The organism is Rossellomorea aquimaris TF-12, from assembly GCF_001648555.1.
Taxonomy (GTDB): domain Bacteria; phylum Bacillota; class Bacilli; order Bacillales; family Bacillaceae_B; genus Rossellomorea; species Rossellomorea aquimaris.
Genome location: NZ_LQXM01000028.1, coordinates 261,894 through 287,087, shown reverse-complemented (window position 1 = coordinate 287,087; position 25,194 = coordinate 261,894). Strand labels below are relative to the sequence as shown.

At 40.5% G+C, this 25,194-nt stretch carries 26 protein-coding genes; 25 read left to right on the top strand and 1 reads right to left on the bottom strand.

The features are described from left to right. The first annotated feature begins 73 nt into the window (after nt 1-73). The 12 genes from serC (at nt 74) to IQI_RS12800 (ending at nt 13,024) form a co-directional block, all read left to right on the top strand. Nucleotides 74-1,135 (top strand): 3-phosphoserine/phosphohydroxythreonine transaminase, encoded by a 1,062-nt coding sequence (gene serC, locus IQI_RS12855; protein WP_064093045.1) that lies wholly within the window; start codon nt 74-76, stop codon nt 1,133-1,135. A gap of 12 nt (nt 1,136-1,147) precedes the next feature. Next, nucleotides 1,148-2,326, top strand: a complete 1,179-nt coding sequence (locus IQI_RS12850; RefSeq protein ID WP_064093044.1) for a phosphoglycerate dehydrogenase — start codon at nt 1,148-1,150, stop codon at nt 2,324-2,326. Nucleotides 2,327-2,430: 104 nt separating this feature from the next. Next, nucleotides 2,431-3,186, top strand: coding sequence for an alpha/beta fold hydrolase (locus IQI_RS12845; RefSeq protein WP_064093043.1), 756 nt, complete (start codon nt 2,431-2,433; stop codon nt 3,184-3,186). 206 nt (nt 3,187-3,392) lie between these two features. Further along, nucleotides 3,393-4,031 (top strand): HD domain-containing protein, encoded by a 639-nt coding sequence (locus IQI_RS12840; RefSeq protein ID WP_064093042.1) that lies wholly within the window; start codon nt 3,393-3,395, stop codon nt 4,029-4,031. Nucleotides 4,032-4,109: 78 nt separating this feature from the next. Then, nucleotides 4,110-4,328 (top strand): CsbA family protein, encoded by a 219-nt coding sequence (locus IQI_RS12835; RefSeq protein ID WP_064093183.1) that lies wholly within the window; start codon nt 4,110-4,112, stop codon nt 4,326-4,328. 500 nt (nt 4,329-4,828) lie between these two features. Next, nucleotides 4,829-6,811, top strand: coding sequence for an excinuclease ABC subunit UvrB (gene uvrB / locus IQI_RS12830; protein ID WP_064093041.1), 1,983 nt, complete (start codon nt 4,829-4,831; stop codon nt 6,809-6,811). Nucleotides 6,812-6,816: 5 nt separating this feature from the next. Beyond that, nucleotides 6,817-9,693, top strand: a complete 2,877-nt coding sequence (gene uvrA / locus IQI_RS12825) for an excinuclease ABC subunit UvrA (RefSeq protein WP_064093040.1) — start codon at nt 6,817-6,819, stop codon at nt 9,691-9,693. A gap of 528 nt (nt 9,694-10,221) precedes the next feature. Beyond that, complete coding sequence (locus IQI_RS12820; protein ID WP_064093039.1) at nt 10,222-10,536, top strand: DUF4870 domain-containing protein; 315 nt, start codon at nt 10,222-10,224, stop codon at nt 10,534-10,536. A 24-nt stretch (nt 10,537-10,560) separates the two neighbouring features. Further along, entirely contained in the window at nt 10,561-11,688 is a 1,128-nt protein-coding gene (locus IQI_RS12815; RefSeq protein ID WP_064093038.1) for a DUF4097 family beta strand repeat-containing protein, read from the top strand. 21 nt (nt 11,689-11,709) lie between these two features. After that, a complete protein-coding gene (locus tag IQI_RS12810) occupies nt 11,710-11,913 on the top strand; it encodes a PspC domain-containing protein (RefSeq protein WP_064093037.1) in 204 nt (67 codons plus the stop codon). Continuing rightward, nucleotides 11,913-12,269, top strand: coding sequence for a phage holin family protein (locus IQI_RS12805; RefSeq protein WP_064093036.1), 357 nt, complete (start codon nt 11,913-11,915; stop codon nt 12,267-12,269). The genes IQI_RS12810 and IQI_RS12805 overlap by 1 nt, the downstream gene beginning before the upstream one ends. Nucleotides 12,270-12,373: 104 nt before the next feature. After that, on the top strand, nt 12,374-13,024 hold the full coding sequence (locus IQI_RS12800) for a hypothetical protein (RefSeq protein WP_064093035.1): 651 nt from the start codon (nt 12,374-12,376) through the stop codon (nt 13,022-13,024). Nucleotides 13,025-13,078: 54 nt separating this feature from the next. Here the strand turns inward: IQI_RS12800 and IQI_RS12795 are convergent, their stop codons facing one another. Then, complete coding sequence (locus tag IQI_RS12795; RefSeq protein WP_064093034.1) at nt 13,079-13,753, bottom strand: N-acetylmuramoyl-L-alanine amidase; 675 nt, start codon at nt 13,751-13,753, stop codon at nt 13,079-13,081. Between the two features lie 479 nt (nt 13,754-14,232). Between IQI_RS12795 and hprK the strand changes: the two genes are divergently transcribed. The 13 genes from hprK (at nt 14,233) to hisIE (ending at nt 25,155) form a co-directional block, all read left to right on the top strand. Then, entirely contained in the window at nt 14,233-15,171 is a 939-nt protein-coding gene (gene hprK, locus IQI_RS12790; RefSeq protein WP_064093033.1) for an HPr(Ser) kinase/phosphatase, read from the top strand. A 51-nt stretch (nt 15,172-15,222) separates the two neighbouring features. After that, entirely contained in the window at nt 15,223-16,059 is an 837-nt protein-coding gene (gene lgt, locus IQI_RS12785; protein ID WP_064093032.1) for a prolipoprotein diacylglyceryl transferase, read from the top strand. A gap of 27 nt (nt 16,060-16,086) precedes the next feature. Then, nucleotides 16,087-17,052, top strand: a complete 966-nt coding sequence (locus IQI_RS12780; RefSeq protein ID WP_064093031.1) for a nucleoside recognition domain-containing protein — start codon at nt 16,087-16,089, stop codon at nt 17,050-17,052. After that, nucleotides 17,024-17,674: a pyrophosphatase PpaX gene (gene ppaX, locus IQI_RS12775; protein ID WP_064093030.1), complete on the top strand. Its 651-nt coding sequence runs from the start codon at nt 17,024-17,026 to the stop codon at nt 17,672-17,674. Before IQI_RS12780 ends, ppaX begins: the two co-directional genes overlap by 29 nt. Next, nucleotides 17,671-18,210 carry an acyltransferase gene (locus IQI_RS12770; protein WP_064093029.1) on the top strand — a complete coding sequence of 180 codons (540 nt, stop codon included), beginning with the start codon at nt 17,671-17,673 and terminating at the stop codon, nt 18,208-18,210. Before ppaX ends, IQI_RS12770 begins: the two co-directional genes overlap by 4 nt. A 337-nt stretch (nt 18,211-18,547) precedes the next feature. Then, nucleotides 18,548-19,741: an ATP phosphoribosyltransferase regulatory subunit gene (locus IQI_RS12765; RefSeq protein ID WP_064093028.1), complete on the top strand. Its 1,194-nt coding sequence runs from the start codon at nt 18,548-18,550 to the stop codon at nt 19,739-19,741. Continuing rightward, the gene (gene hisG / locus IQI_RS12760; protein ID WP_064093027.1) at nt 19,738-20,361 is read left to right on the top strand and encodes an ATP phosphoribosyltransferase; all 624 of its coding nucleotides are present in this window, start codon (nt 19,738-19,740) and stop codon (nt 20,359-20,361) included. The genes IQI_RS12765 and hisG overlap by 4 nt, the downstream gene beginning before the upstream one ends. Nucleotides 20,362-20,483: 122 nt before the next feature. After that, nucleotides 20,484-21,752: a histidinol dehydrogenase gene (gene hisD / locus IQI_RS12755; protein ID WP_064093026.1), complete on the top strand. Its 1,269-nt coding sequence runs from the start codon at nt 20,484-20,486 to the stop codon at nt 21,750-21,752. Nucleotides 21,753-21,804: 52 nt separating this feature from the next. Continuing rightward, nucleotides 21,805-22,392: an imidazoleglycerol-phosphate dehydratase HisB gene (gene hisB, locus IQI_RS12750; RefSeq protein ID WP_064093025.1), complete on the top strand. Its 588-nt coding sequence runs from the start codon at nt 21,805-21,807 to the stop codon at nt 22,390-22,392. Between the two features lie 3 nt (nt 22,393-22,395). Then, nucleotides 22,396-23,037: an imidazole glycerol phosphate synthase subunit HisH gene (hisH, locus tag IQI_RS12745; RefSeq protein WP_064093024.1), complete on the top strand. Its 642-nt coding sequence runs from the start codon at nt 22,396-22,398 to the stop codon at nt 23,035-23,037. After that, nucleotides 23,034-23,768 carry a 1-(5-phosphoribosyl)-5-[(5-phosphoribosylamino)methylideneamino]imidazole-4-carboxamide isomerase gene (gene hisA / locus IQI_RS12740; protein WP_064093023.1) on the top strand — a complete coding sequence of 245 codons (735 nt, stop codon included), beginning with the start codon at nt 23,034-23,036 and terminating at the stop codon, nt 23,766-23,768. The genes hisH and hisA overlap by 4 nt, the downstream gene beginning before the upstream one ends. Then, on the top strand, nt 23,762-24,520 hold the full coding sequence (gene hisF, locus IQI_RS12735) for an imidazole glycerol phosphate synthase subunit HisF (RefSeq protein ID WP_064093022.1): 759 nt from the start codon (nt 23,762-23,764) through the stop codon (nt 24,518-24,520). The genes hisA and hisF overlap by 7 nt, the downstream gene beginning before the upstream one ends. After that, nucleotides 24,517-25,155, top strand: a complete 639-nt coding sequence (gene hisIE / locus IQI_RS12730) for a bifunctional phosphoribosyl-AMP cyclohydrolase/phosphoribosyl-ATP diphosphatase HisIE (RefSeq protein WP_064093021.1) — start codon at nt 24,517-24,519, stop codon at nt 25,153-25,155. Before hisF ends, hisIE begins: the two co-directional genes overlap by 4 nt. Nucleotides 25,156-25,194 lie beyond the last annotated feature (39 nt).

Sequence of the window (25,194 nt, the reverse complement as noted above, 5' to 3'; positions counted from 1 at the left end):
ATTGCATTGACTATTAAGCAGGTGTTCTTTATACTGTTGAAAAATTCTGAACTTTTAACAGGTGGTGAAGATATTGAAGGAAGTGTACAACTTTTCAGCAGGTCCAGGGGTTTTACCTCAGCCTGTATTGAAAAAAGTTCAAAAGGAATTGCTGAATTATAAAAATACAGGCATGTCTGTTATGGAATTAAGTCATCGATCTCTGCCCTTTCAAAATATAATAAAAGAAACAGAAGAATTATTTAGAGAACTCCTATCTATTCCAGACGATTATCATGTGCTATTTATGCAAGGAGGAGCGTCTCTGCAGTTCTCCATGATTCCACTTAATCTTTTAGGTCCAGGTGAAGCAGCTGATTACATCGTCACCGGCAGTTGGTCGAAGAAAGCCGTAAAAGAAGCGGGAAAGATAGGGGAAATCCGAACTATTCTAGGAAATCATACGTCGATACCTTCCTATACTTCACAAAATGAAGCTCGCTACATACACATCACTTCCAATAACACGATTGAAGGAACGCGTTACGCTGAATGGCCGGATGCAGGAGGGGTACCTTTAGTGGCTGATATGTCTTCCCATATTCTTTCAGAGAAAATCGATGTGTCTAGGTTCGGATTAATTTATGCCGGGGCCCAAAAAAATTTAGGTCCATCTGGTGTTACGGTGGCCATTATTCATAAAGATTTAATAGGGAAAGCCCCAACCTCTTGTCCAACCATGCTGAATTATGAAACGTATGCGAAGCATGGTTCTCTTTTTAATACTCCACCGACCTTCTCTATCTACGTTATGAAGCTTGTTCTGGAGTGGGTGAAAGAGAATGGAGGAGTAGACGGGATGGAGGACCGTAATAAAAAGAAAGCCGCTCTTTTATATGATTTTATCGACAACTCAACTTTATTTCATAATGGGGTTGAAGCTGAATATCGATCTCTTATGAACATACCCTTTTCTACAAATAATGATGACCTAAACCAATGCTTTTTAAAAGAAGCAGAAACTGAAGGTCTTCAATTTTTAAAAGGACACAGATCCGTTGGAGGAATGCGGGCCAGTTTATATAATGCCATGCCTTATGAAGGTGTAAAAGCATTGGTTCATTTTATGAAAAACTTTGAATCCAAACAGAAATAGAGGGGGATTAGGATGCTTTCCATCAATACGTACAATGCAATTAGCAAAAGTGGTCTATCACTTATTGAGGATGACTTGAATTATCATTTGAACGGAAACGGAGATCCTGATGGATTATTGGTTCGGTCCAAAAATCTTCATGATTTCAAATTTCCATCTTCAGTCAAGGCGGTAGCCAGGGCAGGTGCTGGTGTAAACAATATCCCTATCGATTACTGTACAGAGCAGGGAATTGTTGTATTTAATACACCAGGAGCGAATGCGAATGCCGTAAAAGAGCTTGTGCTGGCAAATCTAATCGCATCCTCACGCAATCTCTATTCTGCTGTGGGATGGACGGAAACCCTTAAAGGGAGCAGGGACGAGGATGTACCGGGTTTAGTGGAAGCAAGAAAAAAAGAGTTCGTAGGAAGTGAAATAAAAGGAAAAAAACTCGGAGTTGTCGGACTGGGAGCCATTGGTGTTCTCGTGGCCAATGATGCTCTTTCCCTGGGAATGGAAGTAGTTGCGTATGATCCCTTTATTTCAGTCGATGCTGCTTGGAGATTATCCCAAGACGTTCAGCGTGCTCATCAATTGGAAGAGGTGTGGTCAGAATGTGACTTTGTCACCCTGCATATTCCGTTAACTGAAAAGACAACTGGTTTCGTTAACGAAGAAGGATTTCAAAAAATGAAAAAAGGCATGAAGATATTAAATTTTTCAAGGGGAGAATTAGTAGAGGAGGAAGCATTGAAGAATGCCTTGGACGCAGGGGTTGTAGGGAAATATGTTACGGACTTTCCTAACAAGAATGTGCTAAGTATGAAAAACGTTATTCCTGTTCCTCACCTCGGTGCCTCAACCGTAGAATCAGAAGAAAACTGTGCAGTGATGGCAACTAAACAGCTAAAGACTTATTTAGAAACAGGAAACATCAAGCATGCTGTCAACTTGCCTGACGTTGAGCTGCCTTACAGCGGAAAAATGAGGGTCACCGTCATGCATCAAAATATTCCCAATATGGTGAGCCAGATTGCCACTGTTCTCTCTGGCTATTCCGTAAACATTGCCGATATGATCAATCGAAGTAAGAACAACTGGGCATATACCATGATTGATTCAGATCAAAAATTGCCAGAAGAAGAACAAAATGATGTGAAGAGGAAATTGAAATCCATTGACGGAGTGGTATCCGTTCGACTTATATAAATAGTGGATACTTTTAGCCAAGTAAAATCATAAGAAGTGAGTAAAACTCCTTTAACCCGAGAACAATGTCTAATAGATACTCGAGTTAAAGGAGCATTTTATATATGAAAAGTCTTTTATTCAGATCGAGAACATTAGTGTTTGATGATATGGGGGAAGGAATCCCTCTTTTATTTATACATCCCCCAGGAATGGGACGAGTCACTTTTAAGAAACAGCATGTTCTTGCCAAACATTTTCGTCTGATACTGCCTGATTTATCAGGGCATGGAGACTCCATATCCGAAGAGAGATTTATAAGTGTGGATACCTATGTAGAGGAAATGAAAGAGATAATCGATTATTTGGAGTTATCCACATGTGTATTAATTGGTTATTCCGCAGGTGGAGTCATTGCACAAAAATTTGCAAGTCTCTATCAAAACAGGGTATCAACCTTGATTTTAATTGGAGGTTATTCAGAAGTCACAGATCCTCGATTAAAGGTGATGCATTTAATGGGTATGAAAATGGTAAGACGTCATCCTGACAGATTGGCAGCCATCATTTCAAAAGTCCACACGACCAACAAAGCAGATCGTGAAGAACTTCTTCATCATATGAAAAAAACCAACCCTGAAATATGGTATCACTATTACAAGCAATCCTTGTATTATAGAGGGGTAGAGGAGGTTGAAAAGCTTTCGATCCCCATTCTCCTCGTATATGGTGAAAAATCTGATTGGATTAATAACCAGCTGAAATGCTACAACAATTGCTTTCCTAAAAAAGTATATATGATTCCAGGAGCCACCCATCAAATTCCTACACGTTATCATGATGCATTAAATAATATTTTGTTAGGTGAAATAAGGAATTGAAGATATATTTGCGAAATAATTAATATATCAAGCGAAATCCTAAATATATTTGCGAAATTTAAATTATATCAAGCGAAATTACCAATGTATGTGCGAGCTACCGATTTTTAGACAAACACGGATTCATTTTAATCCCTATTCTTTGCACCTTGCCTCTTCCATTGCTACTATTTTAATAAAGTATTTTCTTATGAGAGGAGATTTTTATGGGAATTCATCATTATTTTAAAAGCTTGTCCGATCTTGAAAATCTTTACCGATGTCCGGGCCGATTTAAATATCACGAACATAATGTCGCCAGTCATTCCTTTAAAGTGACAAAAATTGCTCAGTTTCTCGGAACCGTGGAGGAGCAGAATGGAAAAGAGATTGATTGGCGATCCCTATATGAGAAAGCTTTAAACCATGATTATGCAGAATTGTTTACGGGGGATATTAAAACACCAGTCAAATATGCTTCCGTTGAGCTAAGGGAGTTATTTAGTCAGGTGGAAGATGAGATGGTTAAGAAATTTATTACAACAGAATTTCCTCCTCAATTTCAAGAGGTATACAGAGGCCGCTTTAAAGAAGGAAAGGATGACACGTTAGAAGGCAGGATATTGTCTGTGGCAGATAAAATCGATCTCCTATACGAATCCTTTGGGGAAATTCAAAAGGGGAATCCTGAGCCTCTTTTTATTGAAATTTATCAAGGTGCTCTTTCAACAATTGTGAAATTTAAGGATATGGATTGTGTTCAATACTTCTTAGAATTTATTCTTCCAGACATGCTTTCTGAAAAGTTCCTTCCTCACAGTGAGCTAAAGGAAAGAACTCAAAGACTTATTGACGAAGAGGAATAAATGTCTTTCCACAGAGAGGAATCTTCGGTAAAATATGTGTATTCCCTTATTTGAGGAGAGTTGAACGTGTCCAAAATAATGTTAGCTATTTTACTGCCAGGGTTGCTTGTCATCCTTTTTACTAGAGTAACCTACAATCATTATGTAGGATTAATCTTAACAGTGGCTTTGATTGCTGCCTCTGTTTATAAAGGTTATACGGACTCATGGTTATTGATGATCGCTGATGCAGCTTCCTTAACCATCGGATTTTGGTATAGTAATTTAATGATGAAAAAAACAAAAAGAAGTGCCTAAGTATTGTGGACAACCCATGTACTTAGGTTTTTTTGTTCTCTGTAGCATTCCTGTATGTGTATAAGTGAATAATATCGTGGATAACTTGTCAGGAAATCCAGTTATCCACAAGGCGAATTCGTATTTATTGATTATATTCACAATGAAAATAGTAAAATGTGAATAATTAAACCTGTTTTCCACAAGGATTCCATAGTTACACACAGGTTTATACACAAATGTTAGTAGAAACTCCCCGTTTTTTGTCGACATATAGCTGTGAATAGTTGAAAATTGTCGAAAAACATCTTAAGTCCAATTCTCCTCCTTCCACTCCAACTTATCCACAGATAAATCATTTGGAGGTCCGTCCCTAATTGAAAAACGAACTTTTGTTCGCTTATTGTTGGTTAATTTTATGTGATTTGTGGTAGAATGTGTATAAATGAATTTACATTGTTTAGTATGTGTATAAATAGGTAAATACAAGGTACGGAAGCTTTATTATAGGAGGTTTCACGGTGAACGAACAATTCCAGCTTAAATCTAAATACAAACCAGAGGGTGATCAGCCCTTAGCAATAAAAAAATTAGTAGAGGGTATTCAAGAGGGAAAGCGCCATCAAACTTTACTTGGAGCAACAGGTACAGGAAAGACATTCACAGTATCAAATGTCATTAAAGAGGTGGAAAAACCGACCCTAATCATTGCTCACAATAAAACTCTGGCTGGACAGCTTTACAGTGAATTTAAAGAGTTTTTCCCTGATAACGCCGTTGAATATTTTGTGAGTTTTTATGACTATTATCAGCCTGAAGCATATGTTCCTCAAACGGATACATTCATTGAAAAAGATTCAAGCATTAATGATGAAATAGATAAATTACGACACTCTGCGACCTCTTCACTATTTGAACGAAGAGATGTCATTATCATTGCCAGTGTTTCATGTATTTATGGTTTAGGTAATCCAGAGGAATACCGTGAACTTGTTCTATCTTTACGTGTAGGAATGGAAATCGAACGAAATCAGTTACTCCGCAAGCTTGTGGATATCCAATATGAACGAAATGATATTGACTTCAAACGTGGGACCTTCCGTGTACGAGGTGATGTGGTGGAAATTTTCCCTGCATCAAGAGATGAACACTGTGTCCGGGTTGAATTTTTTGGAGACGAAATAGACAGAATCCGTGAAGTAGATGCCTTAACAGGTGAAATAAAAGGCGATTTAGACCATATCGCCATATTTCCAGCCTCTCACTTCGTAACCCGAGAAGAAAAGCTGCAAGTGGCGATTAAAAATATTGAAAAAGAATTAGAAGAGCAGCTGGCAATTATGAAGGAGGAAAATAAGTTACTTGAGGCACAACGGTTAGAACAGCGTACTCGATATGACCTTGAGATGATGAGAGAAATGGGCTTTTGTTCGGGAATCGAAAACTATTCCCGTCATTTAACGTTGAGACCATCTGGTTCCACGCCTTATACGCTTTTAGACTATTTTCCTGATGACTTCTTAATTGTCGTAGATGAATCACATGTCACATTGCCGCAGATTCGTGGGATGTTTAACGGAGACCAGGCACGTAAAAAGGTGCTGGTTGACCACGGATTCCGTCTTCCATCTGCCCTGGACAATCGCCCGCTACGATTTGAAGAATTTGAAAAGAAAACCCAGCAATTATTATATGTATCTGCCACACCAGGACCTTTTGAACTGGAACATAGTCCTGAGATGGTAGAGCAAATTATTCGACCAACCGGTTTACTAGACCCTGTTATTGAAATTCGACCAATCGAAGGTCAAATAGATGATCTTATTGGAGAAATCAATGAACGCATAGAAAAGAATGAGCGCGTTCTTGTGACCACCTTAACAAAAAAAATGTCCGAGGACTTATCAGCCTATTTAAAAGAAATTGGCATCAAAGTTCAATATTTACACTCAGAAATAAAAACGTTGGAGCGTATCGAAATCATTCGAGACCTTCGTTTAGGAAAATTCGATGTATTAGTTGGAATTAACTTACTTCGTGAAGGATTAGATATTCCTGAAGTATCGTTAGTGACTATTTTAGATGCGGATAAAGAGGGCTTCTTGCGTTCTGAGCGCTCCCTCATTCAAACGATTGGTCGTGCTGCCCGCAATAGTAATGGGAAAGTAATCATGTACGCTGATAAAATGACCGATTCTATGAAAAAAGCCATCGACGAGACCCAGCGTCGTCGAACGATACAAATTGAACACAATGAAAAGCATGGCATCACTCCAACAACAATACAAAAAGACATTCGTGATGTGATTAGAGCAACAAGAGTCGCAGAGGACGAAGGGATTTATGAAGGAGAACAGACAAAGGTTTCGAAAATGTCTAAACCGGAGAGACAAAAACTTATTGCTAGCTTAGAAGTAGAAATGAAGGAAGCAGCCAAAGCATTAGATTTCGAAAGAGCTGCACAGCTTCGTGATACGATTCTTGAGCTAAAGGCGGAAGGATGAATTGAATGGCAAAGAGAGATCAAATAATCGTTCAAGGAGCAAGAGCTCATAATTTAAAAAATATTGATATCAACATTCCAAGAGATCAGCTGGTTGTTTTAACAGGACTCTCAGGTTCAGGTAAGTCATCCCTTGCCTTTGATACCATCTACGCTGAAGGACAAAGAAGATATGTAGAATCTCTTTCTGCCTATGCCCGTCAATTTTTAGGACAAATGGATAAACCCGACGTGGATGCAATTGAAGGGTTATCACCAGCCATTTCAATTGACCAGAAAACCACGAGTCGAAACCCTCGATCAACGGTTGGGACCGTAACAGAAATCTATGACTACCTTAGACTATTGTTTGCAAGGGTCGGGAAACCAATCTGTCCCAATCATGGAATTGAAATTTCGTCTCAAACTATCGAACAAATGGTGGACCGTATTGTAGAGTACCCTGAAAGAACAAAGCTACAAGTATTAGCTCCAATTGTCTCAGGACGTAAAGGGACACACGCTAAGACTCTTGAAGATATTAAGAAACAAGGATATGTTCGGGTTCGAATCAACGGAGAGGTTCAAGATCTAAGCGAAGAAATCTCCTTAGAAAAGAACAAAAAACATTCCATTGAAGTCATCATCGACCGTATCGTTGTGAAGGATGGGGTTGCAGCTCGTCTTTCCGATTCACTTGAAACCGCCCTGCGATTAGCTGAAGGGCAGGTCATTATTGATGTCATCGGTGAGGAAGAGCTGCTATTCAGTGAACACCATGCTTGTCCTTATTGTGGCTTCTCCATTACAGAATTAGAGCCAAGAATGTTCTCTTTCAACAGTCCTTACGGCGCATGTCCAAGCTGTGATGGGTTAGGTACCAAACTGGAAGTGGATAAGGAGCTAGTAATTCCAAACTGGGATAAAAGTCTAAATGAACACGCCATTGCACCTTGGGAACCAACAAGTTCTCAATATTATCCATCCCTATTAAAAGCTGTTTGTGACCATTATGAAATTCCGATGGATATTCCAATAAAGGATATTCCAAAGCATCAGCTTGATAAGATTTTATACGGGTCCGGCAAAGATGAAGTTTATTTCCGTTATGAAAATGACTTTGGCCAGGTTCGTGAAAACTACCTTCGTTTTGAAGGAGTTATGACGAATATTGAGCGTCGCTATCGTGAAACAAGCTCAGACTATATCCGGGAGCAGATGGAAAAATACATGGCCCAACAGGATTGTCCATCGTGTCATGGGCATCGTTTAAAGCAAGAAAGCTTATCCGTTAAAGTAGATTCTCTCCATATTGGGGAAGTGACGGCCTTTTCAATAGAAGAAGCAGAACAATTTTTCTTGAAGCTAGAGCTATCAGAGAAAGATATGAAGATTGCAAACCTCATACTAAGGGAGATTCGGGAACGTCTTGGGTTCTTAGTGAATGTAGGACTTGAATACTTAACCTTAAGCAGGGCCGCAGGTACTCTATCTGGAGGAGAAGCACAACGAATCCGGCTAGCAACTCAAATCGGTTCACGCTTAACGGGGGTTCTTTATATTCTGGATGAACCCTCCATCGGTCTACACCAAAGAGACAATGACCGCCTGATTGATACTTTAAAAAACATGCGTGAAATAGGCAACACGTTAATTGTCGTGGAACATGACGAGGATACGATGCTGGCAGCTGATTATCTCATAGATATTGGTCCTGGAGCAGGAGTTCACGGTGGTGAGGTCGTTTCTGCCGGTACCCCTCAACAAGTAATGGACGATTCCAACTCGTTAACGGGTCAATATCTCTCAGGTAAAAAATTCATTCCTCTTCCACAGGAGAGAAGAAAGCCTGACGGAAGATATATCGAAATTATTGGAGCGAAGGAAAATAACTTAAACAATGTCAAAGTAAAACTGCCGCTTGGAGTGTTTACGGCTGTTACAGGAGTCTCAGGTTCAGGAAAGAGTACCCTTATTAATGAAATCCTTCATAAGTCTCTTGCTCAAAAGCTCCATAATGCCAAATCAAAACCAGGCTTGCATAAGGAAGTAAAAGGTATTGACTATCTCGATAAGGTCATTGATATCGATCAGTCTCCTATCGGTCGAACACCAAGATCCAATCCGGCAACCTATACAGGTGTTTTTGACGATATTCGTGATGTGTTTGCCACAACCAATGAAGCAAAGGTTCGTGGGTACAAAAAAGGACGATTCAGCTTTAATGTTAAAGGTGGAAGATGTGAAGCTTGCCGTGGAGACGGAATCATTAAAATTGAAATGCATTTCCTTCCGGATGTGTATGTTCCTTGTGAAGTCTGTCATGGCAAACGATACAACCGTGAAACATTAGAAGTGAAATACAAGGATAAAAATATCGCAGATGTTTTAGAAATGACAGTAGAGGATGCAGTAAAATTCTTCGAAAACATTCCTAAAATAAAACGTAAGCTACAAACCATTTACGATGTAGGGTTAGGCTATATCACACTCGGTCAGCCTGCCACTACCTTATCAGGGGGAGAAGCACAGCGGGTAAAATTAGCTTCAGAGTTACATCGTCGCTCAACGGGACGCTCTCTCTATATTTTAGATGAGCCGACCACGGGACTTCATGTTGATGATATCGCTCGTCTCCTTGTCGTATTACAGCGATTAGTAGAAAATGGGGATACGGTTCTCGTCATTGAACATAATCTTGATGTCATTAAAGCATCCGATTACATCGTCGATCTAGGCCCAGAAGGCGGAGACAAAGGCGGAATGGTTATCGCCAGCGGTACACCGGAAAAAGTTGCGGAAGTCTCAGGCTCATACACTGGTAAATACTTAAAGCCAGTACTAGAACGAGACCGGGAACGTATGAAGAAAAAGATTCGTGAAAAAGAAGAAGTGACTAATTGATCGTAGAGAGGTGCTTATTGGCACCTCTTTTTTATGTGAAAAGGCGGTTTTTATGTAAAATACATGCACTTTTTTTCGTTTGAAATCATATTCTAATGTTTTATGGTGAATTATTGGGATAAATAGAGGAATGAAACACCACTTTGAACGTGTGCGGAAGCTTTTATTATCGACAATCAAGGATTTATTATCGAGAACGCAGACTTTATTTTCAACATTGAGCATTTTATTTTCAACTTATAAAACTACATCAATTTTATTATTAACTTTAGCATTAAATAACCAACTAACTGAATTTACTTTCAACAACTTTATTTTATTATCAACCCGAACCCGAACCCGAACCCGAACCCGAACCCGAACCCGAACCCGAACCAAAACACCACTCTATACCTACTAAAATTCAGCCTTAAGATGGAGTAAGAAAAGGGCCGCGTGTGTGAAAATAGATGAGAAGAAGGATTTCTTCCCATGTATTGAAACCTTTTCTTTCACGTATCGTAGATAATAGGAAAGGAGATGATGTAGATGGAGACGAATAAGGTATTATCAGCACTTTGCTATTTTAGTATATTTTTTGCAGGATTTATTTTACCGATTATAGTCTATTTCTTATCAGATAACCCTCATGTGAAGAAGGATGCAAAAGCGGCTTTTCTTTCTCATTTGCTGCCAGTCATAACAATACCTCTCATACTTGCAGGTATATTTTTAGATATTGGAATTTTTGCAGGAGGATCTGGCATGCCATTCTTTTTCATTATGATGGCAGGTTTATCAATATTAATCAGTGTTGTCGTTGTCATTTGGAATGTGTATAAGGGTATCAAGGTGCTTTTATAATCTAATTTAAAGGGGATGCGAAGGATGAATGAAGAACGCAAACGAATTTTAGATATGGTGGAAAAAGGAACCTTAACAGCACAGGAAGCATTGACATTGTTGGAGGCTTTAGACAAAAAGCCGGATTCTTCTCAAGAAAAGAGTAAAGATTTTCTGGATGAATTTGTATCGATCTTTCAGGATGAAAAGAAAAGTGACAAAGATGGTTCCTATGAGACAGGGAAACCGAAGGATAAGCTATTGGATTTCATGAACACTGCTTTAAATAAAATAAAGAATTTTGATTTTGATTTTCAATGGAATCAATCCGTTGAGCTATCACATGTGTTTCAACAAGCCAATACTAATTTTGAAAAAATTGATATTGATGTGGCAAATGGTAAAGTGGAGCTTATCCCATGGGATGGTGAGGAAGTAAGGGTTGAGTGTAGTGCAAAAGTGTATCGCACGGAAGACCGGGAAGAAGCCCGTAAGCAGTTTATGGAGAATACATCATTTGCCGTCGACGGTGATACAATGTACTATTCCACTCAGTTAAAATGGATGAAAGTGGATTCGAAATTATATATTCCAAAGCATCACTATAAAAGAATATCTATCCGATTATTTAATGGTGGTTTAATCGCAAACCATTTAAATGTAGAGGACTTAAGAGCGAAAGCAGCCAATGGGAAAATTCGTATCGATCACCTGGCTGCGAAAAAAGCAGAAATCGAAACGTCAAATGGTGCTATTTCCATTCTGAATGTAAAAGCTGAACGTGTTGAAGCGGAATCCATCAATGGAAAGGTTCATGTTGAGGGAGATGTACTGTACAGTGATGTTCAATCTCTAAATGGAAATATTGTTTGTGCTTTAACAGGTGAAAAAGCAGATACTCTTCATGCGAAAACCGTTACGGGTAATGTGGATTTGTTTGTTCCGGAAAACATCAATATAGCTGGTGAGGCTAAGTCCAATTTGGGCGGTTTTAAGCTGGAGCTTCAGGGTATTGATGTATTAGAAGAAAAGAATGATGTGGTGCAAAAACATATTCGTTTTAACCGAAAAACAGACTCTTTAGAAAAGCTTCATCTTTTTGCGGAAACAAAAACAGGTTCTGTCCTCATAAAAAAGCACGTGGAGAAGAATGTTAATAAGGACAACGCATAAGATGAGAAAGAGGGTATATCAATGAAAAAACAATTAGCACGATCAAGGTCTAATCGAAAGCTTGCAGGTGTGATAGGAGGGTTATCTCGCTTTGTTGGGATCGATTCAACCATTCTAAGGGTTATATTTATCATTCTCTTGATCCCGACAGGATTTTTTCCCCTGGTCGTCGTGTATGCTTTATTAGCCTTCGTGCTGCCAAATGAGGAGGAAGCCATCAGATAATGAGATGGATTATAGGAATTTTAATCAATGCAGTCATTTTTATTGCATTAGCAGGATTTTTTGAAGGGTTTGAAGTAACAGGGATTGGGGCAGCCATTGGAGCAAGCTTCATCCTATCAATCTTAAACGTATTGGTTCGACCGATTCTTATTCTGTTAACCTTACCCGTCACTATTTTAACCTTGGGACTATTTCTGTTTGTGATCAATGCCATTACTCTACTTCTAACAGATGGCTTAATGGGAAGCAGCTTTGAACTATCAGGATTTGCGATGGCCTTTTTAGCATCGATCATTCTTTCAATAGCGAATATCGTGATTCAAAAAGCTGTCCTAGACCCAATGAAAGAAAAATAAGGTCAAAAAACTCTAGTCATTTATGGACTAGAGTTTTTTTTGTGGAAAATAAAGGTTTTTTCTTTCGGGGCGGAGAAAAATTTATTACGGGGAGTGGATGAACAGTGAACGTAAAATCGGAATCAATTCGAGGATATAGAGATAATGAGGTTTCTTACAACCTGTTAAGTTTAAAGGAGAACGCTGAAGGTATTGTCATTATGCTCCCAGGAATGGGATATACTGTGCAGGCTCCTTTGCTACATTATTCTACGGGGCTCTTTTTACATAAGGGCTTTGAAGTTTTACATGTGAATTATCAATATAATTCTAAAAAGTACCGAGATTTTTCTATAGAGGAACTAGATGAAGCATTAATCAGTGACTCAAGGAGCATTATTGAGAAGGTCCTATCAGAAAAGTCTTATAGTAAGATTTATTTTGTGGCGAAATCAGTGGGTACTATTGCTTTGAGCAGTGAATTGAAAAGAAATTACTTTAATGAAGCGAAAGCAATCTGGTTGACACCTCTAATAAAAGAAGATGGTGTTCTACAGGCTATGATAAATAGCACACAACAGGGACTATGTATAATCGGCAGTATAGATCGACATTATGATGAGGAACGTTTTTCCATGTTAAAGTTAAATCCTTATCTAGATCTTCATTTAATAAACGGTGTCAATCACAGCTTGGAGTTTGATTTCAATGTAGTAGACTCTATCGGGGTTCAACAAGAAATAATAAAGGTCATAGAACAATTTATTGAAGCGTAGGCAGTGCTACGCTTCTTTTTTATTAAGGTCTGTTAATATTTAGCAGGACAGCTTTTACTTATCAAAATAAATAAAAGGAGAGAATCCTGCTTTTTTTAATTGCTTTACCAATTCATCCGCGTTTTCTTTCTTTTTAAAAGCGCCAACCTGAACTTTGTAAAGACCAGAAGTGGTTTTCAATGTTAATCCATAATAGGAAGCGATGGCTCTTCCTATGGCTTGTCCACATGTTTTCCGATAGCTATCGGTCTTTAACAGAGCTGCTTCTTCTCTATTGGTCATGAAACCACATTCTACTAAAACAGCAGTCATGGTGGTCTCTCTTAGAACATGAAAGTTGGCAAACTTTACACCTCGATCAAGTCTTTTTGTAGAAGCAACCATTTGTCTCTGAATTGCTTTTGCCAAAGCAGTACTGCGAGATGGTTGTGAAGAATAAGCATACGTTTCAATTCCCTCTGCATTATTCCATCCTCCACTCCCAAAAGCATTCGCATGAATCGAAACAAATGCATCCACATTGAGACTATTTCCTTTGTTTGTTCTTTCTGTTAAGGGAACATCTCTCTCATCCGAATGGGAAAAGTAAACCTCCACATTTTCATATTTCTTTAATTCTTCCCTCGCATACCTGGCTGCTTCCCGATTGAACTCATACTCCCTCATCCCATCAGGTGTCCTTTTCCCAGGAGTACTGTACCCATGCCCCGCATCCAACATAAACTTCATCACCTATAACCTCCTTCCTATAAAAATATGCTTGTACACTACTAACATACGGAGCCTCTAGTCCTTTGGTCACGGCTAGTTGAAATTTGAGGGACGGACCTCTACTTTTGTGTGCAGGTGCTTTTTTATGAAGAAGTATCCATTGAGAATGAATTTGGCAGCTGTAATGCGTGTGGAATCAATCAAGGTGGGGGGGACAGGAAAAACGGTGTCACTCAGAAGGATGACATTCGAGGTCCGTCCCTCAATACAAACCGCCGATAATCAGGCACCTTGCGCTTTTCGATTTGTCTAGCTCCAGCGGCTAGGCCCTCGAGGTCATAAGTCAACCTCACCAAAAAGGCAAAGAACGCCTTTTAGGTAAGCTTGCCTTATGCTTGTCGGGCCTGATCAAGCCGCTTGCGCTTTTCGTGATAATTGCTAAAATAGGGAAGAGTATGTATGGAACGAAGTTGAAGGATTTGAAGGAGGAGCTAGTTGTGGCAAAAGTTCGCACTAAAGATATAGTTGAGAAGTTTAATTTGGAGCTTGTAGGTGGAGAAGAAGGCTTACATAGACCGATCACAACAAGTGATATTTCACGTCCTGGTTTAGAGATGGCGGGGTATTTTAACTATTATCCAGCTGAACGAATTCAGTTATTAGGGAAAACGGAATTATCTTTTTTAGAGCTGCTTGATGAAGCGGAACGCAAGCGCAGGATGGAAGCTCTTTGTACGGATATCACACCTGGGATTATCATTTCCAGAGATTTAGAGATTCCGCCTCAGCTTGTTAAAGCAGCTGACCGTTATGATGTGCCTGTTATGCGATCTTCTATGAAAACAACTCGCTTTTCCTCGAGACTGACCAATTATCTTGAGAGTAAGCTTGCTCCTACGACTGCGATTCATGGTGTCTTAGTCGATATTTATGGTGTAGGGGTCATGATAACAGGTAAAAGTGGAGTAGGAAAAAGCGAAACTGCTCTTGAACTGGTAAAAAGGGGACATCGACTTGTCGCTGATGATTGCGTAGAAATTCGTCAAGAGGATATGGATACGTTAATAGGTAGTTCTCCTGAATTAATCGAGCACCTTCTTGAAATTCGTGGATTAGGAATTATTAACGTTATGACTCTCTTTGGTGCTGGGGCAGTCCGCAGCTATAAGAGAATTACTTTATGCATTAACCTTGAACTATGGGATAAAACGAAACAATATGATCGTCTTGGACTTGAAGAAGAGAAGATGAGAATTATTGATACAGATATCACCAAACTAACGGTACCTGTACGACCTGGACGAAATCTAGCCGTTATTATTGAAGTGGCTGCCATGAACTTCCGCTTAAAGCGCATGGGTGTAAACGCAGCAGAACAATTTACGAATCGACTGTCTGATGTAATTGAAGATGGAGAAAATGAAGATATCGATTGATCTAGAAGTAGAACATTTTTCAAAAATATGTTGAACTAAAGGAGCGACAAAATGAACCAGAATATCACCCCTATTGATCCTATTGCTTTCCAACTCGGACCCTTCCAAGTGCATTGGTATGGAGTTATTATCGGACTAGGGATCGCATTAGGACTTTACCTTGTGATTCAAGAAAGTAAACGTTTAGGACTACACCCTGATACATTTGTGGATTTGCTCGTTTGGGCGATTCCGATTGCCATCATTTCTGCAAGAATCTATTATGTCATCTTTGAATGGGATTACTATGCTCAAAACCCTGGAGACATCATCAAGGTATGGAATGGCGGTATTGCCATTCATGGAGCATTAATCGGTTCAGTAGCCACTACCTTTGTTTTTGCAAAAATAAAAGGTATTTCCTTTTGGAAGCTGACAGATATTGCGGCCCCCAGTATCATTTTAGGCCAAGCGATTGGTCGCTGGGGAAACTTTATTAACCAAGAGGCTCATGGTGGAGAAGTGACACGAGCTTTTCTGGAAAACCTTATGCTTCCTAAGTTTATTATTGATCAAATGTACATTAATGGTACTTATTATCATCCTACCTTCTTATATGAATCACTGTGGAATATCGCAGGCTTTATTCTTCTGCTTATCATCAGACGAAAAGTGAATATTCGTCGTGGAGAACTGTTTTTATCCTACGTTATTTGGTATTCAATCGGTCGCTTCTTTGTAGAGGGATTAAGAACCGATAGTCTAATGCTGACGGAGTATTTGAGAATGGCACAGGTGATTTCAATTGTCTTGATTGTTATGGCCATTGCCATCATGGTATATAGAAGGATTTCTGGTCATGCTCGATACGCTTATGATGAACAAACGAATCAAAATGTGAATGCTTAATATTTTTTGAGTAGGGGAGAAATGAGAATGGTTGGAACATCTTTGAAGAACGGCGGCTTAGTTGGGCTAAAAACAACCTGGTCCCTTGGGAAAGTGATTTTTCCCATCACTCTTATTGTTGTTTTGCTTCAATACACTCCTGTCCTTCCGTGGGTAATGGAGAAAATTTCTCCTTTTATGAAGCTTCTTGGTCTGTCTGGAGATGCTGCCATTCCCCTCGTTTTAGGGAATTTTTTAAATCTGTATGCAGGAATTGGTGGAATTTTATCCTTAGATTTAACAGTGAAAGAGGTTTTCATCGTTGCGGTCATGTTATCCTTCTCTCATAACCTGCTCATTGAGTCTACTGTAGCGGCAAAAGTTGGCGTGAAGATTTGGTTGATTGTTGCGGTGCGAATCGGCCTGGCTCTTATATCAGCCATTGTCATTAATCTTGTATGGAGCGGTGGTTCTGAAATGGCTCGTTATGGAATGATGCCGCCTCAGCAAGCAGAACCTAATGGATGGGGAGAAATTCTGGTATTAGGTTTAGAAAAAGCAGGGTTTGGAGTCCTCCAGCTTGCCCTCATTGTTATCCCTCTCATGATGGTCATTCAAGTGATGAAGGACTTGAAATGGATGGAAGTCTTTTCAAGATGGATGTCCCCTGCAACCCGCGCGCTTGGGATGAATGAAAATACTTCTACGACAATGGTTGCAGGATTAGTCATCGGCCTAGCTTACGGTGCAGGAGTGATGATACAAGCAGTAAAAGAAGATGGGGTAAGCAAAAAGGACGTGACCATTGCCTTTCTCTTTTTAGTAGCCTGTCATGCCGTAGTGGAGGATACGTTAATCTTTATCCCACTCGGAATTCCCGTTCTCCCTCTATTACTGATTCGATTAGTAACCGCCATCTTCTTGACCATGGTGGTGGCATTTGTCTGGAATCGAGTCGATGCAAATAAAGAAAGGAAGCGACATTATGAGCAAGATTACAACCATATTATTTGACCTGGACGGAACGCTGATTAATACAAACGACCTTATCATTTCGTCCTTTTTACACACATTAAATCACTATTATCCAAATCAATATACAGAAAAGGACGTACTTCCTTTTATGGGACCTCCACTAGAGGAATCTTTCGGAAAGTTAAATCCTGATCGCATCGAGGAAATGTGCGCTCATTACCGTGCTTTCAACCATGAGCATCATGATGAGCTGGTTACAGAATTTGAAGGCGTCTATGAAACCGTTCAAACACTACATGATCAGGGATATAAATTAGCCATCGTATCAACGAAGATTCGAGATGTCGTTTTAAGAGGTTTAGACTTAATGAAACTAAGACCATTCTTTGATGTGGTGATTACCCTGGATGAAGTGGAGCATGCGAAACCTCATCCGGAACCCATTGAAAAAGCTCTATTGGCACTGGAGTCTACTCCACAAGAAGCGATCATGGTAGGAGACAATCACCATGATATTTTAGCCGGGAAAAATGCTGGTGTCTTATCAGCTGGAGTGGCATGGAGTGCAAAGGGCCGAGAATATTTAGCTCACTATGAACCAGATGTGATGCTTGAGACCATGCCTGATTTACTAGAGGTAGTGGGAGTTTCAGCTACATGAGAAGAACGACCCGCTACCCGGTAAGTGGAGGGAATTCTTTGTGGCATGTTTACAAGACCGTTCCGTTTTGGAAGGTTGTTAAAAACTTCATCGTGATTCAACTGGCTCGTTACACTCCCTTTCTTGGGATGAAAAACTGGCTGTATAAGACATTTTTACGAATGAACATTGGTGATCAAACGTCATTTGCTCTAATGGTCATGCTTGATGTCATGTTTCCAGAAAAAATATCCGTGGGGAGAAACACGGTTATTGGCTACAACACCACCATCCTTGCCCATGAATATTTAATCAAAGAATATCGTCTGGGCAACGTAGAGATTGGCTCTGAAGTCATGATTGGTGCAAACACCACGATTTTACCGGGAATTCAGATTGGTGACGGAGCCATCATTTCAGCAGGTACACTTGTACATAAAGATGTTCCAGCTGGAGCATTTGTCGGTGGAAACCCAATGAGAATCATCTATTCAAAAGAAGAACTGGCTGAACGCTGGCAAGAAGATGAAATATACGGATTGAAAACAGAAAGATAAGGGAAAAGGCAAAGATAGAGAGTAATCTATCTTTGCCTTTTTTGTGTTGTATCGATTTAATGATTTTGCATATGATTTTTATGATTTACATGTGACTTTCCAAATTTGCATGTCACTTTCATTTTTACGTTTGATTTAGTAAAAATTGGCTCCTTTTTCATGCTTTAACCATATCAACTTAAACGGTTGACGAATAAAAAAAGAAACGCTACACTACATGTAACTTTATTTTATTAGCACATTAGCGAACTAAAGGAATTCTGAATAATCCACAATTAGTAGTAACCCTTTTCTAGGGGAAAATAGACCAATAACTAATTAGCCAAAGGTGGTTTATATGACTAATCTATTCATGTTTGAAAAGCCATTGGGAATGAGAGATACCTTTCCTGATTTATACGAAATAAAAGCTAAAACGAAAAAAAGAATGGAACAAGAGATGAAGCTGTGGGGCTACAGATTTATTGAAACACCGACCTTGGAATATTACGAAACCGTTGGAGACGCGTCAGCGATTTTAGACCAACAGCTATTTAAACTGTTAGATCAGCAAGGTCACACCCTTGTACTAAGACCAGACATGACGGCACCGATTGCCCGTATTGCTGCTTCAAAATTGTTAAAGGACGAGGCTCCTTTGCGGTTAGCTTATAGCAATAGCGTGTTTCGAGCACAGCAGCGAGAAGGAGGCCGTCCAGCCGAGTTTGAACAAGTGGGAATTGAATGCATTGGTGATGATTCGGTGAGTGCCGATGCTGAGGTCATAGCATTAATGATTTCCGTCTTGAAGGATGCGGGACTCGAAAATTTCAAAATTTCAATCGGTCATATTGGATTTGTACAAGATCTGTTCACTCAAATCGTTGGAACGGCAGAAAGAGCCAACATCCTAAGACGGTATTTGTATGAGAAAAACTATGTTGGCTATCGTCAGCATGTCGATGATTTAGCTTTATCCTCCATTGATAAACAGAGATTGTTCAGCTTTTTGCAGCTTCGAGGCTCTGAGAATGTACTAGAGGAAGCCCATGCTCTGTTAGAAGAAAACCAAGGGTTGCAGGCGTTAAAACAGCTACAGGAATTATGGAATATTTTAAAGGATTATGAAGTCGATGAATATATTAAATTTGATTTAAGTCTAGTCAGTCATATGAGCTATTATTCAGGGATTTTGTTTGAAGTGTATGGAGAAAACGTAGGGTTTGCCATTGGTAATGGTGGCCGTTACAACAAGCTTCTTGAAAAATTCGGTAAAAATTCAGGAGCGACGGGGTTTGGTTTACGACTGGATTATGTTCTTGAAGCAATGGAAGTAGAATTGTCTTCAACTCTTCAGCAGTGTGTCCTGTTTAGTGATGAACGTCGGAAAGAGGCTATTAACTTAGCTCATGAATTGCGAGGAGAAGGAATTGAGGTTGTGCTTCAAAACTGGAAGGGTGTAGGCGACGTGGATGAGTTTACGAAGGGATTCAGTAATGTTCATTTTGTAGTAGGGCAGGATCGTAATAGAAATGGCGGTGACAGTATATGAGTAGTTTAACAATCGCCATGCCGAAAGGCCGTATTTTTGAAGAAGCGGTTGATCTTCTTAGAAAAGCGGATTACAAGCTGCCTCCTGAATTTGATGATTCCAGAAAGCTGATCATCGAAGTCCCGGAAGAAAATTTACGTTTTATTTTAGCGAAACCCATGGATGTTCCTACGTATGTGGAACATGGAGTAGCGGATTTAGGGATTGCAGGGAAGGACGTCATGCTCGAAGAAGAGCGGGACGTCTATGAGCTCCTAGACTTACGAATTAGCGAATGTTATTTAGCCGTTGCAGGACTACCTGGGACAAAGATGAGTGATGTGGCACCGAAAATTGCAACTAAGTATCCGAATGTAGCCTCCTCGTATTTCCGTGAACAAGGAGAGCAGGTTGAGGTTATAAAATTAAACGGATCCATTGAACTTGCGCCATTAATTGGTTTAGCAGATCGCATTGTCGACATTGTCTCCTCCGGTCGAACCCTTAAAGAAAACGGCCTCGTGGAGTACGAAACCATCGTAGATATTACATCCAGACTCATCGTCAATCCCGTCAGCTATCGAATGAAAGACGAAAAAATACACGACCTCGTCACAAGACTAACAAAAATTATTGGATGAGGGACGGACCTTGCAAGTGTGGTTCGATCCGTTGCAAGACAACACATGGATAATAAAGAGTAGGGATTTGGACTAGTTATGGATAAGCAAGGTCCGTCCCTCCAAAAGGTTGGTGGAAATAGATGAAGATTATTCAGGGTAATCAAGGGGCGTCGATTAAGCGCTCAGTCGACAGCGGAACCGAAGAACAAAGAAAAATCGTTCAACAAATTATTAAGACTGTTCGAAAAAATGGAGACTCCGCTGTTAGAGAATATACAGAAAAATTCGATGGCGTATTTTTAGAGAGCAACAAGGTTTCAATCTTAGAAATTGAAGAAGCCTTCGAAGTAATTGATTCAGAGATGGTAGCGATTATGAAGGAAGCGGCAGAAAATATTCGCGCCTTTCATGAGAATCAAAAGCAGTCCTCATGGTTTACAACAGAGGAGAACGGAACGATCCTCGGTCAAAAGCTGACTCCACTTGATTCAGTCGGTGTGTATGTTCCAGGGGGCACAGCAGCCTATCCTTCATCCGTATTAATGAATGTCCTTCCGGCTAAGGTTGCCGGGGTAAAACGAATTACAATGGTTTCCCCTCCTGGTAAGGATGGAAAGCTGTCTCCGAGTGTATTAGTAGCAGCAAAGATTGCGGGAGTAGAGGAGATCTATAAGGTAGGTGGAGCCCAAGCGGTAGCAAGTTTAGCTTATGGTACGGAAACAATGTCTCCTGTTGATAAAATCACAGGGCCTGGAAATATCTTTGTAGCTCTGGCGAAACGGGAGGTATTCGGTGATGTGGACATTGATATGATTGCCGGTCCAAGTGAGATTGTCATCCTGGCAGATGGAGAACAACACCCTAACGAGATCGCAGCTGACCTGCTTTCACAAGCTGAGCATGACATGTATGCATCATCCGTGCTCGTCACGCCTTCAAGCATCCTGGCTGAAAAGGTTGCAGCGGAAGTGGAGGAGCAACTATCATCTCTTCCACGTGAAGAGATTGCTCGTCAGTCAATTAACGATTTTGGGGCAATATATGTAGTAGACACCCTAGAAGAAGGAATAGAGGTTGTAAACCAGCTGGCTCCAGAACATTTGGAGATTTTAACGGAAAACCCCTTTGAAACCATGGGTAAAATTCGCCATGCAGGGGCTATCTTTCTAGGGCGGTACAGCTCAGAGCCTGTTGGGGATTATTTCGCAGGACCGAATCATGTCCTTCCCACGAACGGAACGGCTCGATTTTCAAGTCCTCTGAATGTAGATGAATTTATGAAAAAAACAAGTGTTATTTCATATAGCGAAACATCCTTAAAAAACAACTATAAAAAAATTGCCAAACTCGCAAGACTTGAGGGATTAGAAGCCCACGCCCGAGCCGTAGAAGCTCGATTTAAAAAATGAAGAGGGACGGACCTCCAAAAAGGAGGTCCGTCCCTCAAAAAGGAGGTCCATCATGGAGAGAAGAGCAGAGATTGTTAGGAAGACGAATGAGACGGATATTACATTGAGTTTTGGTATAGATGGTGAGGGGCAATCGGATATGGAGACCGGTGTACCTTTTATGAGTCATATGCTGGATTTGTTTACAAAGCATGGCCAGTTTGACTGCAAGATCGTAGCAAATGGAGATACAGAGGTGGATGATCACCATACGACGGAAGATATCGGAATCTGCTTAGGACAAGCTCTACTTACAGCCCTTGGGGACAAGAAAGGAATCAAACGCTACGGTTCTGCCATGGTTCCCATGGATGAAGCTCTTGCACAAGTAGTGGTTGATCTGAGTAACCGACCTCATCTGGAGTTTAGAGCTGATCTTCCGAGTCAAAAGGTCGGCACATTCGATACAGAATTAGTTCACGAATTCCTTTGGAAGCTGGCAATCGAAGCAAGAATGAATCTTCATGTAATTGTTCACTATGGTCACAACACGCACCATATTATCGAAGCTATTTTTAAAGCTCTAGGGCGGGCAATTGATGAAGCGTCAACGATTGATCCTCGTGTCAAAGGAATTCCGTCTACGAAAGGGATGTTATAGATTATGATCGGCATCGTAGACTATGGAATGGGGAACCTCTTTAGTGTTAGTAAGGCGCTCGAACGATTGAATGTTCCTTATTTTATAAGTGATGATCAAGAAAAACTCCGCCATGCAGACGGATTGATTTTACCGGGAGTTGGAGCATACAAAGACGCTATGAACCTTCTTGAAACGACGCACTTAAAAGAAACTATTGGAACGTTTGCAAGCAGTGGGAAACCGTTATTAGGCATTTGTTTAGGTATGCAATTACTTTTTGAAAATAGTGAAGAGAACGGCTCAACAGCGGGACTGGGGTTGCTTCCTGGAAAAGTAGTTCACATCCCAAAAGAAGATGAAAAAGGAACTCCTTACAAGGTTCCTCATATGGGCTGGAACCTTCTCCGTTATCAAACGTCCTCCTCTTTATTAGAGGGGTTAAAAGAGGGGTATGTATATTTCGTTCACTCCTATTACGTTCGTGAAGGCGAGAAGGACGTGGTAATCGCATCAGCTGACTATGCGGGTGTTGAAATTCCAGCTGTGGTTAGCCGAAAGAATATTTACGGCATGCAATTTCATCCTGAAAAAAGCGGGGACTTAGGAATGAAGCTACTAGAAAACTTCACAAAAAAAGTGAAAGAATCGGAGGTAATCTCATGAGCTTTACGATCTACCCTGCCATCGATATGCGTGGAGGGAAATGCGTACGATTAATTCAGGGTGATTATAACCAAGAAACGGTTTATGGAGATTCACCTTTTGATATGGCAAAAAAGTTTGCCGATGAAGGGGCCGAATGGATTCATATGGTTGACCTTGACGGAGCAAAGGAAGGGTCAAGAGTAAACGATGAATTCGTTCTCGCCGTTGCTGAAAGATTAAATGCTAAGGTGCAAATTGGTGGAGGTATTCGTTCAGAAGAGGATATTGAGCATTATCTTAACCATGGTGTCGACAGAGTTATCATCGGGAGTATAGCCGTTTCTAACCCAGAATTAGTGAAATCCTGGCTCAGAAAATATGGAGATAAAATCGCCATTGGACTGGATGCCAAGGACGGATATGTGGCTACTCATGGGTGGATTGAAACCTCTTCCTTGAAAGCAGTTGATCTAGGAAAAGAGCTGGCTGAGGCTGGAGCAGAAACCTTTATTTTTACTGATATTGCCACAGACGGAATGCTATCTGGTCCGAATGTAGACGCTGTTGTAAATCTGGCGGTTGAAACAGGAAAGTCAGTCATTGCGTCTGGAGGCATTAGCTCCTTAGATGATTTAGCCACCTTAAAGAAATATAAAAACAAAGGAGTTTCTGGCGCAATCTGTGGGAAATCCCTTTATACGGGAAAATTCACCGTAGAACAGGCAATAAATGAGGTGAGAGAATGCTAACAAAACGAATCGTTCCTTGCCTCGATGTAAAGGATGGACGGGTAGTCAAAGGAATTCAATTTGTTGAGCTGCGTGATGCAGGTGATCCTGTTGAGCTGGCAAAAGTGTATGATCAACAAGGAGCAGATGAGCTTGTATTTTTAGATATTTCAGCTTCTCACGAAGGTCGCAAAACCATGGTGGAAATGGTCAAGCATGTTGCTGCTGAATTAGCGATTCCTTTTACCGTTGGAGGCGGCATTAACTCTGTTGAGGACATGAAAGCTATTTTACGGGCAGGTGCTGATAAGGTTTCATTAAACACAGCAGCGGTTTTGCGTCCCGAATTAGTTCGTGAAGGTGCTGACTATTTCGGTTCACAATGCATTGTGGTGGCAATTGATGCGAAATATGATGAAGAAAGTAGCGGGTGGAAGGTTTATACTCACGGTGGGAGAAAGCTCACGCCTTTAGATGCTGTGGATTGGGCCAAAGAAGTAGAGGCCTTGGGAGCAGGGGAGCTCCTCGTAACCAGTATGGATAGTGACGGAGAGAAAAAAGGGTTTAATCTACCACTTACAAAAGCCATTAGTGAGGCAGTCTCGATTCCTGTCATTGCGTCTGGTGGAGCCGGAAACGCTGAGCATTTTAAAGACGTATTTACCGATGGGAAAGCAGATGCTGCACTCGCTGCTTCTATTTTCCACTATAAAGAAACGAGTGTGGAAGAAGTGAAGAGTTACTTAAGAGAACAGGAGGTGCATGTACGATGAAGAATAAAGATTGGGTTGCTTCGGTGAAATATGATGAAAAGGGCCTCGTGCCAGCCATCGTCCAGGATGCCACTACCAAGGATGTGCTAACCCTTGCTTACATGAACGAAACGTCCCTTGCCAAAACGTTAGAAACAGGGGAGACGTGGTTTTACTCTCGATCTCGCCAGGAGCTATGGCATAAGGGAGAAAGCAGTGGGAACACACAAAGGGTTAAAAACATTACATGGGACTGTGATAAAGACGCTCTTCTCGTACTGGTGGATAAAAAAGGGCCAGCATGTCATACAGGGGAAGAAAGCTGCTTTTATGAAAGTGTTTATGGTGAGGGAAGTCAGAAAGAATTATCAACTGAAAACATTCTGTTAACACTTGAACAACTCATAAAGAGTCGCGAAGAAGAAAGACCAGAAGGAGCCTATACAACCTACCTTTTTGAAGAGGGTGTAGACAAAATCCTCAAAAAAGTAGGGGAAGAGGCTTCGGAAGTAATCATCGCAGCTAAAAACCGAGACAAAGAAGAATTAAAATGGGAAGTAGCGGACCTTTTCTATCATACCCTTGTCCTGTTAAGAGAACAAAAACTTCCACTCCAGGATATTCTTGAAGTACTGGTGGAACGTCATAATAAATAACTAGAAGAGGGACGGACCTTTGCACTCGTGCAAAGGTCC